Origin of the sequence: Reichenbachiella sp. (assembly GCF_039944555.1) — a bacterium.
Lineage (GTDB): Bacteria > Bacteroidota > Bacteroidia > Cytophagales > Cyclobacteriaceae > Reichenbachiella.
Window position 1 is genome coordinate 72,975 of record NZ_JBDUYN010000009.1, and the last position, 14,419, is coordinate 87,393.

The following is a 14,419-nucleotide window of genomic DNA, read 5'->3' on the forward strand; positions in this document are numbered from 1 at the left end:
ATCCGGGGACCGAAACATGACTGTCAAATTGCTCAAAAACTAGTGACTGATGTAACAGCATCATTTGTCACAATAATGCAACATGTAGCATCTATTTTCAGGTGGAAACATTGGTGGATCTTTAGACTATTTATGAGCACGATTTAGGCTTAATAGCCTAAATCGTGCTATCAACTTTCTTGTAAGGATGATAAATTATCTGACCATCAATTTGCCTCGCAGTATTTTACTTCCATGTACTTCATAATAATAATGACCGGTCGTCAGTCGACTAAGGTTAAGTTGTTTTGTTTTATTCTCACTGAAGTTGGCGGTTTCTGTAAGTACCAACTGGCCCGACCCATTGTAAAGTCGAATGGCTACTTCCTCTGCAAAATGATCTGAAAATGTAAAATTGACCATGCCACGAGTTGGATTGGGGTAAACGCTCAATTCGATACTCCAGACGTCTGTCTCTTGATTTTCACCATCCGCTACGTCACCCAGTTGTCGTGACCACGCTCCGGAAGTATAAGCATACATGTTTGGCACATTGCTGGCGAATAAGGTACTTGTCTCGTCCTCAAAATCGTTGAGCTTTATCTTTGCCCAGTTGGGGTGACTAGGTATACTGACGTATGGCTGGCTGGCCCAGGGGCTATTGATCCAGGTGAGTACCCACGCGATCTTCGAAGCTCTTTGTTGAGGATCATTGACCAGGGCATCAAGTACCCGATCTTGCCAGTAATTACCACCTGTCCAGGGTTTGTGCCAGGGTTGACTTCCGTCAAAATCTGCCCAACCTTCCAGTTTATAGCCGGTTTCAGCCAAAACTGCTATTTTTTGCTTATTCCAAGCGTTATCTGACATGGCACGCATCTGATCTCTGAATTCTGATATCGGATAGACCGCATCACCAATGTTGTAAGCATCGAGTCCAAGAATATCCACATAATCGTCTCCGGGATAATAGTCCATGCCTTTTGACCTCCCCCAGGACGCCTTGGTATAAAACATATCAGGCGACCAGCAGAAGAGCACGGTGCTACATTCTGACTTTAGAAAACCGGCCGTCATTTGATAAAGACTGATATAATCTGCTGCAGACAGGTCATCCTTTCCCCACCAAAACCAGGAGCCATTCATTTCGTGAAACAACCGGAATACAATGGGAATATGATGCCAAGACCCATCCTTATATTGCCAAAGGTCGTCGTTGATAATGTCTCTGACTTCTTTCAACCGATCGTAGAACCAATCTCTTGGCGTCTTGCCATGAATTTTATTGGCATCACCGTCGCTATCATTATTATAGTAGCCATTGCTGGTATTGTGTACCACGTCGTAGGCAAATGACGTGTTGGTTCCGCCATGATTGGTATTGCCTCCGGGCCCCGGCATGTGCCAGTCGAAGGTAATGATAGCCCCTTCTCCGAAGTCATTGTAAGCTTTTTGCACTGCGGTGAGATGTGTAGATTTTTCAGCTCCGTTGTCTTTGAGATAATAAAAAAAATCAGAGCCTAAAACTGCAGGGTGGTCGCCTACTACATCTTCGCATTCGCTCTGCCAGGGATTGCCACTCAATCCTGAGGTATTGTAGCTATTGGCAAATTCCTGGCCGAAAAGAAACTGGTCTTCTGTAAAGGCGATGTCTTTGAGGTTTCTGTATAGTGCCACAGTTTTATCTGTGGCATTCGCATCTACCGGGTTGGCCTCCCACTGTGCCATCGTCGCATAGGAGGTTAGGAAAAGTACTGAGTAAGTCAATATTTTTTTCATGATAAGTTTTAGTTTGGTTATTGTTCATGTTGAAGTCAGTGGCAATTACTAACTGCTTGGTCATCCCATCTACTGACGAGATGAAATTTCGATGGGATCACTAGTAGACCCATCGAATTTGGATAAAGGAGTACGGCTAGCACTGTACCCATTCTTTATTCATAAGCCCGAAAAACAGGCATTAACAGAATTGATCAATAACCAATATTACCAATTAATCAAAGGAAAATGAGGGCCATAATGCCCAATTATATGGGTGAAGTGTAACGGTTATGCGCAAAGTCTGGTGTTACATTTGGCCGCTAAGAAAAGGCCGTTAAACTGAGCTCCCGTTTGATAAGGCAAATATTGGAGCACCTTGTCCCTTGAATCATCAGGAAAAAACAACGGAACACATCCAAAAATCCTACTGAGTATCGATTCAGATAACGAATACATATAAAAATTCCACGGAGCATCTGTTGCGAATCACAATTGATCTAAAAATCTGACGGAGCATCGATTCGGAATCTGAACACATTCAAAAACCTGACGGAGCATCGATTCGGATTCCAAACCGATCTAAAAACTCTACGGAGCATCAATCCAGATGCAGAACACATTCAAAAACTCCACGGAGTATCGGTTCAGATTCCAGATCGGTCCTAAAAACTCTACGGAGTATGTTTTATGCTTCAGGATTGATCAAAACAGCCTTTATTCTTGCTTTTGAAGTTCGATATTGACCTTTTTCATAAACCCTTCATCCAATTTGTAAAATTGAATAGCCAGAAAGGAGAGAAAAGCACCGACACCTGCAAAAACACTGAACATTAATTTAATACCTAATAGCGCTCCTACTCCTTGTGCCACATTCGCCTCAAATCCGTAGGCAGCCAGCACCCAGCCTGATAATGCACCTCCCAGGGTCCAGCCAAACTTTTGCGACATGGAAGAAGATGAAAACACCAATCCCGTGGCCCTTCTACCTGTTTTCCATTCCGAGTAATCGGCAATGTCGGCATACATAGACCACCCTAATGGCATCACAATTCCCGAGCTTATCCCAATCAAAAGGTTTAATAGAAAGATCAGGACAATTCGATCTGCAGGAATGAAGAAAAACAAAATACTCAATATGGCTGAAAGCAATGCAGCATAGCCAAAACTGTTCTTTTTGCCGAGAATCGCTGATATGGGTTTGGCGAGAACAACGCCAATGATGTTTGCCCCCAACCACAATGACATATAAGCGGACGACAAGATAGCCACCGACAATTGCCAGGTGCTGCCGAAAAGATTAAGTACCTGATCTCCCACGACATATTTGAAATAAAATAGTATCGAGCCATCCCTCAGGGACATGAAAATCAAAATTGAAATGTTCGCGGCCAACATGATAAACCAGGGCCTGTTATGTAGTAAGTCTTTCAAATCACTTTTTAAATCTCCCTGACTTTCTACCGATGGCTGCAATCGCTCCTTTGTTCCTAAAAATGTAAGTATGAAAAGTGCTGCAGCTACTATTGCATACGAAGCGACTGTATATTGATAACCAGTCTCTTCTCCAGCTCCCTGACTAAAATAATCAACCAAAATACTGGCTGTAGAGGTAACCAGCATGCCCCCAGCATAAGCTCCAATAAAACGCCACGAAGCCAAAGAAGTACGCTCGTTGCTGTCGCTGGTCATGACTGCCAACAACGAGCCATAGGGTACGTTGACCGCGGTATAAACCATCATCATCATTGTGTAAGTGATATAGGCATATATCAATTTTGATGTGCTGTCCAGGTCTGGAGTGGTAAAAGTCAAAACCCCAATGATACCAAACGGGATGGCTACGAAAAGTAAGTAAGGCCTGAATTTGCCCCACTTTGTAGTGGTGCGATCAGTAATCATACCCATGATGGGGTCATTGGCGGCATCCCAAACGCGGGTCACCAAAAACATCGTACCAACAGCCGCAGCAGATATTCCAAAAATATCCGTGTAGAAGTATAAAAGAAACATAGAAAACAGCTTCCAAAACATAGATGATGCAAAATCGCCTAGCCCATAGGACATTTTTTCTCTCAGACCCAACTTCACATTAGACTTACTCATTCCTGATTATTTTAAACCTACAGCTTTTAAGTAAGCCAGGTTTTTGTTGATCAATTCATTTCTTGTTTGGACACTCGCATAACTTCTCAAACCATCTTCGGGTGTATGCTTGCAGTAGTCTATGAGTTGTGCAATACTGGAAGTGGCCACATGCATTCTCGTGTCTGAAGAGGCGTAATAGATATATACTTTCCCTTGCTCTTCAATCCATCCGTTGGCGAAAAGGACGTTAGACACGTCTCCCACTCTCTCTTCATCAATGGGTGCCATAAAGTGTCCGCCTGGCCTGTGAATGACCTCCGACGGGTCTTCCAAAGAAGTCATAAACATGTACAACACGTATCTAAGACCAGCAGCGGTATTCCGAACGCCATGCGCCAAATGCAGCCAACCTTCATCGGTTTTGATTGGCGGTGGCCCCTGGCCATTTTTCACTTCTTTAATCGTATGATAGACCTTGGGATCTATGATTTTTTCAGAACCTACGACAGCATTTTCCATGCTATCAAGGAGAGACCAGCCAATTCCTCCTCCTTTTCCGGCTTCTATAAATCCATCTTGCGGCCGAGTATACAAGGCATATTTGCCATCAATAAACTCAGGATGCAGGACCACGTTGCGTTGTTGGTTTTTGCCCGAATCCAAATCTGCTAATCGTGCCCAGGTTACTAAATCCTTGGTGCGGGCTATACCGCATTTAGCATCTGCAGATGATTGATCTGAATCCGATGCTGAAGGGTCCCTTCGCTCTGTACAAAACAGGCCGTAAATCCAGCCATCTTCATGCGAGGTCAACCTCATGTCATATACATTGGTATCAGGCTCATGCGTCTCTGGCAAAGTGATGGGGTGATCCCAAAACCTAAAATTATCGATGCCGTTATCACTTTCTGCTACAGCAAAAAATGACTTTCGATCGTCCCCTTCTGCTCTCACCACCAGGCAAAATTTATCTTTGAATTTGATAGCCCCTGAATTGAATGCTACATTCATTCCAAGTCGCTCCATCATCAACGGATTGGTTTCAGGGTTCAGATCATAACGCCAGAAGACAGGTGTATGCTTTTCTGTGATAATCGTATTTTTATATCGTTGGACGATACCATTTGATTCCTTTTTCGGTTCATTTTTTATTGACAAAAATGCCTCATGATCTGCGATCAATTGTTTGATTTTTTCAACACTCATTTCTTCTCCTCTTTTAATATGAATTGTATTGATTTTATTTCTGCATTCATTAAGCCAGTGGTACTCAATGAAATCATGTTTTCTCCTTGGGTAGATCTAAAGTCACCGACATATATTCTTGGCCAGTCATAAGCATAGACTTCACCTCGTGGCACCCGGTCGGGACTTTCTATTTTAGATTTGGTTAAGATTGCGGTTATTGAGCCTTGTAGGCTTTGATTTACCATTCGCAGGTTCACAACTCCGGCATCTTTTACCTGGCCGCTCATTTCCACATAGACTTCATAGCTCTCGATTCCTTTCGAATCAAAATCCCAACTGGCACGGGAAGAATCTGACCATTGTGTAAAAAAGTCGTTGGCCCAACCTTGTTTACCACGAAAGGTCGTTTGTAGATATGAGACAGCTTCCTGGGTAGGAAATTCGACCTTGGGAATTCCCGGATGACCTATTTGAATTTTGGTTTTTCCATTGTAGTCTGCATTCACTTGAGCAAACCAGATTCGGTAGGCATTGAGGAATTGTGAAGCTTTTTCTAATTTATTTTCAAACAGGTTGTTTTTTTGATATGGGTCTACTTCTAAATTGAATAAAGCGGTGTCACGAGGTTTGATTGTCAGCAGCCAATTTCCCTTTCTCACCGCTGCCGGTATGGTATCGAATTTTCTTACCACCTGATGCGTGAATAAAAAACGTTCTTCTAAGGGCTCTCCCTGGACGAGCGGCACGACACTTCGTCCGTGTATCCGGATGGAATCGGGAACAGTGAGTCCAATTACCTCTGCCAAGGTTGGTAATAAATCAATATGAGCGATGGGGTCATCTATGGTTTTGGATACCCAGCCTTTATTTGGGTATCTGACCAAGAACGGCGAACGCACACCACCTTCATCTACATGAGATTTAATGCCCTTCAAATTGGCATTATACCTGATCCCATTGGGACCGTTGTCAGACATAAAAATGACGATGGTATTCTTGTCTTTGCCCGTCTTTTGCAGTGCCTTCAATAATCTCCCCACGTTGTCATCTATGTTTTCAACCATACCATAGACACTGGCGTTTTTATCGTTAAGTCCTTTGTCCTTGTATTTATCAAAGTAGGTGTCAGGGACTTGAAAAGGGCTATGTGGTGTATTGAAGGAAACCATGGCGAAAAATGGTTCTTCTTTATTCATAAAGCCCAGAGCCTTATCTGTCAGGACATCAGGCAAATATCCTTTTGTAGGTTCAACAACCTGATTATGAATTTGCTTTGCATCAAAATAATTATTGAGATGGCCTTCGGTAAAACCGAAGAATTCCTGAAAACCTTGGCCATTTGGATCATGGGGAAACTGTTTGCCGTTGTGCCACTTGCCAAACAATCCCGTTCGGTAGCCGTATGCGCCAAAAAGCTCAGCAAGCGTAACCTCTTCTTCGCGCATAACTTCCTCGCGATGCGTGACCCAGCGCGTACCTGTAGCCAAATGATAACGACCCGTCAAAAGCGATGCTCTGGTAGGCGCACACACAGGAGAGACATAAAATCTCGTAAACTCAACTGACTCGGAGGCCAGCCGATCCAGAACTGGTGTATCTATGATTTCATTGTCATGAAAACCGACATCGCCATAACCCTGGTCATCTGCAACAATGAGTAAGACATTGGGCATTGAGAAATCAGTATTGGAACCACACCCAACTAACAAACCTACCAGGCCGAGTAAAGATGCAATCATTCCAAAATCATAGTTGCCCAAAAAAGCTCGGTTCAGTACATGCTTCATTTATAAATATTCTCGAGATCTTCCTCAAAGAAAACTCTGTCACTGGCTTGAAATTTCTTAAAATCACCTGCTGCCTGATGCCCTGCATAAGGAACAAAACAGTGTTTGGCGTTTGCATTCCTCCAAACTAAAACATAGCTAATATTGATGTCCTGGCACTTGAGGATGGGGTTAAGAATTTCTTCAGAAAACCATTTGGGATTGGTAAGACCAGACTGACCGGTTTCAGTAAGCGCTGCGATTTTTCCTTTATTTTTCGCCATTTGATCAATCATTTCCAGATTGCTGATAAAGTTTAATTCCTGCTGTTCGGGTGTAGCCGGATTGTTTGGCCTTCCTACATTCCAGTAGTCATCCAGGCCAATGACATCGACGTATTGGTCACCGGGATAACCGTATTGATAGGCAGCATTTGCATCACTCATATCTAACCTACTTGCATCCGGAGAATAGGCATATATCAAATGATGCAGCTTCTTTTCATCACGAAGATATTCGACTGTAAACCTCCAAAGTTTCTCATATTCTTCCTCAGTACAATGCTCTTTTCCCCACCAGAACCAGTTGCCATTGTGCTCGTGAAAGGGTCTGAAAATAATGGGGATTTTTGTAAATCCGGATTTGATACTTTTCAGGTATTTGGCCGCCAAATCTAACTTGGACAGATAGGATGAGTGATCTTTGCCACCTGGTAAAATATGCTCAACTGTTCTGGTCTTGTCCCAGGAACTGCCGCCGGAGGTAAGATTATCGAGATGCCAGGAAATGGTATTTACGCCTCCTCTTTTATAAGCCTCCTTCATCCACTTCTTCATATCCTTGAATGATACGCTATCAATGTTGTTCTCCTCTCCTATTTTACCAATATCCCATCCATAAACAGCTGGGTAAGACCCTACTACTTCCTTTACATCTGATCGACCTTTCTCGTTCCACCACTCTACACCATATGCCAGGTCATCTTCATGACCAAACATGATCCCACGGGTAGCCTGAGTATTCAAGTTGTTATACAATTTTTTGGTCTTGCTGGTCGCCTTGTGGTCTGTCAGCACCAGCTGTGCGTTGGCGGCTATTGGGAACATTGCAACAATGAAAAAAATGATTTTCATAATATGAATCGGTATTTTAAAAACAAGCCTCCATGGTTTTGGAGGCTTGTGATCTACATTAAAACTTATGTTGTGAGATTAATAATATGCACCGTCGGAGATGACCACGTCGTCTACATTGATTTCATAATTTTCTCCATCAATATTGCCTGAGGTAAATCCTAATTTGATATAGTCATATACTCCATTGGCATCAAACTCGTCCGTGCCTCCCCAACTCCCAAATCCGACATCAGCCAGTCTTAAAGAGTATCTTACCCACTCGCCGCTGGTCTCGATAAGATTGTCTCCAGAAATACCGGCTCCAAATTTGGTGCTCTGCTGGAAAGTTTCTATTTGAAAGAATCCCTTAAGAGAACCGGTGTTGGCCCAAAAGGTGATATACGGATCATCAATACCCGAAAGATCGACTGGTGTATTGTATGCAATAGCACCGGTCCAATCCCAGGACCCGACTCCGGCCTTTTGAACAGTGTAATAATTCTCTCCACTGATAGATGCCACGGCGCCACCATTAATCGTGTGTACATCCGCGCCCGTATTGTTATCCCATGCCGGATCAACGCCATCTTCAAAATCAAAAGCCACAGCTACAAAATCCTGACGACCATTGGTAATCATGACCTGATCTACATGAATTTCGAATTCTTCATTGGCACCACCGTTTCCTACATTACCAGATTTGAAAAATAGTGCAGGGGTAAAAGTGGTTAAATCTACGGCACCGCCATCCCAATCGTCACTTAGGCTTACACTTCTCCACTCCCATCCTGTGGTTGCAAAAGCATAATCATCATTTTCATTCTCAGTGCCTGTAAAGTGCTTCCAGTTTCCATTTCCATCTTCCACCTGGAAATATCCTTTCTTACCGTTGGTATTGATGAGCATGGTCAGATGTGGATCTTCATAGTCAGCAAGATCTACCGCCGCACTGGCCTGAATTTTACCAAAATTGGTCCATCCACCAGTAGATGCTACGTGTACGGATAGATAATTCTGCCCACGACCCTTATTTACGGCAATGGCATTAATTCCATTCGTAGACGCTTCTCCATCTACCTGAAATGGATTTAAACCATCTTCAAAATCCCAGATCATCGTATGCAAATCCTGATACATGGGAACCGTAGGCGCACTACTCGGGTCCTCTACCGGAATACTCGTAGACTGAGAGGTAGACTCACCAAAGGCACCTACACTAAGCACTACTGTCTCAGTCAGCTCCAGGCTTGCCTCTAAAGGAACTGATATGATATTTTGATCGCCTAAAGAAAAGCCATCCACCTTTAGTGTAGTTGTGCCCAATGAAACTGATGTAATCAAGTCTACATTGACCCCTTCGATAGTAAATGCCTGTCCTCGAACGATCTTGTCTGGCCACACGGTCACCTCTGTAGCTGGATAGGTGACTTCCAGTTTAGACTCTGTGGTCACGACCCTCTTGTAGGAAGTGTGCAAAGTGATTTCTCCTGTAGATACTCTTCTTGGAAGTGCAAACACCACACTTATAGCATCTGCAGATACCACGGCACATTCTGCCGTTCCTACAAGAACTTTGTTTACTTTATCCAAGTCAGTACCAGTTATGGTAATGTTATCTTCAATTTCTCCAGTTTCAGTCATGGTAGAAATAACTGGTACCGGCCAATTGATATCATATGCTTCGTCGGTAAAGTCATCCTTGCAGGCAAACAGAATAATCCCTGTTGCCATTGTAAGAAGCACTCCCAACGAATTTATTTTTAATCTAAATGTATTCATCGTTTTGATAATTTAATGTGATTAGTAGCCTGGATTTTGAGCCAAGCCCCAGGACTGCACTTCATTCAAAGGAATAGCCAATACCGGAACCGGATTCACAACCCCATCGGTAATGAGATGAGAAGTACAATTGGCTTCGATTTCAGATCCAAGGGTTGCGATATAAGTCATATAGATACCCGTCCTTACCATCTCATAAAAACGCTGTCCTTCCATGGCAAACTCGCATCTGCGTTCTGCATGAATAGCGTCTAACAATGGGGTTCCGGACAAACTGATATCGTTCAAAACGCCAGTCAATTCTGCTGCCGAATAGGCTACATAACCCAACGAGCCTTCTTGCGAGCCTTTTGGTCTCGTAGAGCTCTTGGCACGCTGTCGGACCTGATTGACTCTATTATTCGCTTTTGTAGCATCTCCGGTATGGTAGGCCGCCTCAGCATTCATCAACAGCACATCGGCATATCTCATTTTACGAACATTCTGCGGACTATCCTTACCATCCGTAGTTGATCTGATACCAGGCTCAACAGCAGCTTTTCTATTCAGGTATCCTGTTGAATTTTCATCCGGAAACGGAATAGTCTGAACCTCTCCATGGACTACGTCACCATCTGCATAAACAGTACATGCGATTCGGGGATCTCCCGTTTCATAGCTGTCAATCAAGGCTTGGGTAGGATTATTAAATCCCCAGCCCCAGTCACTTCTGTTGGCTTGAATGATGTTATTGGTGGTACCAGCCTTTATTGGCCCCCATCCTTCGTTGTTAGAGACATTTTGAACTTCAAAGACAGAGTTTATGCCGTTTTCGCCTTCATCCTCAATCATTTGAGCAAAATTGACTCCGGAAATGCTGTATACGCCTGATCCAATCACACTATCAGTGGCATCAAGTACTTGCTGCCAGGTAAACCCTGCCGAATTGGTAACCCCCATTTCATAGATCATGGTTCTGGCCTTGTAGGCGCGAGAAGCACCACTGGTAGCCCTTCCTAAATCATCATCTGCATGTATCTCGGGTAACAATGGAGAGGCCAAATCAAAACTTTCTACTATAAAAGCCAGCGTCTCTGCCAGGGTTGCCCTCTGAATGGTTCCTATGTTTCTGTAATCGCCTGGTTCCACAGGTCTATCAAACAATGGCAGCCCACCAAATTTTTGAGTGAGGTATAAATAGTAATACCCTCTTAAAAAATACGCCTCTCCTATCAATCTCGATTTCAGATCCTCATCTATGGTTGCGTTGGGCATATTTTCTATGATAAAGTTTGCCCGATAAATACCGTGAAAATTATTATTCCAGGTACTAGCCGTGATACCGTGTGATGAATTTGTTCTCCATTCTGACATCTCCTGAATTTCCAGAAAATCTCCAGGTTTACTTCCCTTATCAGCGTCGTCAGAAAGCACATCGCCAAACATCCATTCATAGGTATGTCCTGAATTTTTTCCTCCTTCGTCCCAGTGCAATACGTCATACACTGCATTTACGGCTTGCTCTGCATTTATCGGATCATTTAGATAGTTTTGACCGGTCTCCTGACCTAATGGTTCTGTATCTAAGATATCATCACAAGCTGTCGATATAGCCATAAAGGCCATCATCAACGAAACTATTTTTACTTTATAATTCTTCATCGTTTCTTCCATTAGAATGTAATATTTAAACCTCCTCTGAATGTTCTAGCCTGTGGAATGGTAGCTACATCCACGCCTACTGCGAATGGATTGTCGTTCCAAGCACCCAATTCAGGATCGAAGCCTTCATAGTCTGTGATGGTCAGCAAATTGTCTGCCGCCACATAGATTCTAAGCTTTTGAACTCCTATTTTGCTCATTAAGGCAGCTGGAAGTGTGTAACCCAATTGAATGTTCTTCAATCTGATATAACTGCCATCTTGAACATATCGATCAGAAAATCTTGCATTCTCGTTTGCATCGTTAAGGGTCATTCTAGGTTCGTTGGAAGCAGTATTGTCAGCATTCCACCTATCCATTCTAGAGGTGAGTGAATTGTTAAAACCCTGTGAAGACTCTGTCCAGACTACCAATGAGTTTACAATTTCATTTCCCTGACTGCCGGTTAAAAAGAGCTGAAGGTCAAGGTTCTTGTACGAGAAATTAGAATTGAATCCCCAGGTAAAGTCAGCAAACCTACTACCGAGTTTCACTCTATCCTCAGCATCAATCACACCGTTGCCGTCATGGTCGACAAACTTTACATCACCTGGAACAGCCAGTGGTTGTATGGCGTTACCTTCACTATCTACATGCGCATCGAGCTCATCTTGATCATTGAAAATTCCGTCAGTTCTCAAGCCGTAGAAGTAACCTAAATCTTCGCCTACTGTGGTTCTCGTGGTATTGCCCACTTTATTCACATTTCCTCCCTCAATGAACTCTACACCGTTTCCAAGGTCAGTCACCTCATTTGAAATCATAGTGGCATTCGCGACAATGTTGTACTTAAAATCGCCTACAACACCTTTGAAGCCAAGGCTTACTTCTACACCTGTGTTTTTAATGGAAGCGGCATTGACACCTGCAGCATAGGCTCCTATAAACTCGGGGACGGGCTCGTTGGCAATTAGGTCTTTAGTATCCTTGATAAAATAGTCAGCTGTGGCTGTCAACCTACCGTCAAAAAAGCCTGCATCTACACCTATGTTTATCGTTTCTACGGTCTCCCATACTAAATCGGGATTACTCAAGGAGGTAGGAATTCTTCCTTGCACAGGAATTCCGTTGAAAGAGTAAACCTGATCCCCGTCTACCAGTGTGATATACCCATGGTTATCAGCATTCCTTTCGTTTCCAACCTTGCCCCAGCCTGCTCTCACTTTCATCAAAGAAATCAGTGAACTGGCAGAAAGAAAGCCCTCGTTATGAACATTCCAGCCCAAAGCAAATGAAGGATATGGATTGGTCCATCTCTTATCGGGATGCAGTTTTGAAGAGCCATCCATTCTGACCGTGGCAGTAGCCACATACTTGTCTGCAAATGAATAATTGACACGAGCAAAATAGGACAACAAATAGGTTTCATTTTGCTCACTAGATACTTTTTGACCCTCTACCAAACGAGAAGCCGACAAATGCCGTAACGCATCATAATCAGGCACGTCAAAAGCATCCGCTGTAATTTTATCGAAGGTATGACCTTGCACTTCTACCCCTGCCATAGCATTGATGTTATGATCACCCAGGTTCTTTTCATAATTCAACCGATTAGTAGATATCCAATTGATTGACTTGGCATTATCCTGATATAAAGAAGACACCTCACGTTGCTCATCGGGTGCGACATAAAATGTCGGGCGATAAGTTTTCTGAGATCTATTACTGATATCTAAGGTATAGCTCGATCTAAACGTCAGGCCTTCGATGATTCTTGCCTGAACATAGACGCTAGAAACAATCTTATCTCTCTTCACGCGATCTCCTGCCATTTCTTCGACAATTCTAAATGGATTGTTTCCTTGAGATAAATCAGTATCGCCATAGGCACCCAGGTGTTCGTCATAGGCTGGAGCCAACGGATCCGCTTTGAGTGCTGCTGGCAAAACTCCGGCATACTGATCGGTTGCAGATCTGGTCCATTCATCCCGGAGGTAATTGAATCCTAATCCGGCACTCAGCCATTTGTTGATTTGCAAGTCATTGTTCAATTTTAGAAAGAACTTGTTTACATCATTATTCTTAATCAATCCCTCCTGGTTTCTGTAAGCTGCACTGAAACTGTATTTATTTGTGTCATTACCGCCAAGCACAGAAATGTTGTAATCCTGTGAAATTGCCTCCTCTCTGAATACTTGTCTTTGCCAATCTGTTCCTGCTGACCCGTTAGCATCCACAAAATCTAATCGATCCTGTACATCTGCAGGAATTGCTACACCGTCGTTGGTATATGATTCTTGAAACAGTTCACTATACTGAGCAGCATTCGCCATGTCCAATTTTTGCCATGGCTGCGATACACCTACAAAGGAATTGAATTGAATTTGCGGAGCTCCACTTTTTCCTCTTTTGGTCGTAACCAAAATAACACCATTGGCGCCCCTCGCTCCATAGATCGCAGTAGCAGATGCATCTTTCAATACTTCCATGCTTTGAACATCGCTTGGATTGATAAAGCTGATATCGTCTGTCTGGTATCCATCTATCACATACAATGGCTGACTGTTGCCAAAATTACCAGCCCCTCTTATTGTGACCGTCACACCTGAAACCGGATCACCGGAATTAGGAACAACATTGACGCCGGCAATACGACCTTGTAAGCCTTCTGCTACATCTATGGTACCTGTTTGAGACAAATCTTCAGGTCTTACACTGGAAACTGCTCCGGTAATGTCGCTTTTCTTTATAGAGCCATATCCCACTACCACAATCTCTTGCATTTGCAAAATATCCTCGTTCATGGTCACGTCAATTACTGATCTTGAACCAACAGGAAATTCTGCGCTCTCATAGCCGACATAGCTCATCACAAGTACATCATCACTTGACTGAACCTCTACTGCATATTCTCCATCAATGTCAGTTACTCCACCAATGGTGGTGCCTTTGACTATGACACTTACTCCTATCAAAGGTTCTCCCGATCTGTCTATTACCTTACCCGTAATTTTCTGCTGTGCAAAAACCATGGACGGCATCATTAGCAAGAGAAGCAACAATGACATACAACTTAACCAACCGGTTAATCTTAATCTTAGTCGTTGTTTTTTCATATCATGAAAT

General features: G+C 43.2%; 8 protein-coding genes. All 8 read right to left on the bottom strand.

What is annotated here, in order from left to right; genetic code table 11:
- Positions 1 to 195: 195 nt before the first annotated feature.
- The 8 genes from ABJD64_RS16680 to ABJD64_RS16715 all read right to left on the bottom strand — a co-directional run bounded on the left by ABJD64_RS16680 (position 196) and on the right by ABJD64_RS16715 (position 14,409).
- Entirely contained in the window at positions 196 to 1,758 is a 1,563-nt protein-coding gene (locus ABJD64_RS16680; RefSeq protein WP_348181719.1) for a glycosyl hydrolase, read from the bottom strand.
- Between the two features lie 696 nt (positions 1,759 to 2,454).
- Positions 2,455 to 3,843: an MFS transporter gene (locus ABJD64_RS16685; RefSeq protein WP_348181720.1), complete on the bottom strand. Its 1,389-nt coding sequence runs from the start codon at positions 3,841 to 3,843 to the stop codon at positions 2,455 to 2,457.
- Between the two features lie 6 nt (positions 3,844 to 3,849).
- Complete coding sequence (locus tag ABJD64_RS16690; RefSeq protein ID WP_348181721.1) at positions 3,850 to 5,031, bottom strand: glycosidase; 1,182 nt, start codon at positions 5,029 to 5,031, stop codon at positions 3,850 to 3,852.
- A complete protein-coding gene (locus ABJD64_RS16695) occupies positions 5,028 to 6,800 on the bottom strand; it encodes an arylsulfatase (protein WP_348181722.1) in 1,773 nt (590 codons plus the stop codon). Before ABJD64_RS16695 ends, ABJD64_RS16690 begins: the two co-directional genes overlap by 4 nt.
- The gene (locus ABJD64_RS16700) at positions 6,797 to 7,912 is read right to left on the bottom strand and encodes a glycosyl hydrolase (protein ID WP_348181723.1); all 1,116 of its coding nucleotides are present in this window, start codon (positions 7,910 to 7,912) and stop codon (positions 6,797 to 6,799) included. Before ABJD64_RS16700 ends, ABJD64_RS16695 begins: the two co-directional genes overlap by 4 nt.
- 78 nt (positions 7,913 to 7,990) lie before the next feature.
- The gene (locus ABJD64_RS16705; RefSeq protein WP_348181724.1) at positions 7,991 to 9,673 is read right to left on the bottom strand and encodes an IPT/TIG domain-containing protein; all 1,683 of its coding nucleotides are present in this window, start codon (positions 9,671 to 9,673) and stop codon (positions 7,991 to 7,993) included.
- Positions 9,674 to 9,694: 21 nt separating this feature from the next.
- The gene (locus tag ABJD64_RS16710; RefSeq protein WP_348181725.1) at positions 9,695 to 11,314 is read right to left on the bottom strand and encodes a RagB/SusD family nutrient uptake outer membrane protein; all 1,620 of its coding nucleotides are present in this window, start codon (positions 11,312 to 11,314) and stop codon (positions 9,695 to 9,697) included.
- An 11-nt stretch (positions 11,315 to 11,325) separates the two neighbouring features.
- The gene (locus tag ABJD64_RS16715) at positions 11,326 to 14,409 is read right to left on the bottom strand and encodes a TonB-dependent receptor (protein ID WP_348181726.1); all 3,084 of its coding nucleotides are present in this window, start codon (positions 14,407 to 14,409) and stop codon (positions 11,326 to 11,328) included.
- Between the last annotated feature and the right edge of the window lie 10 nt (positions 14,410 to 14,419).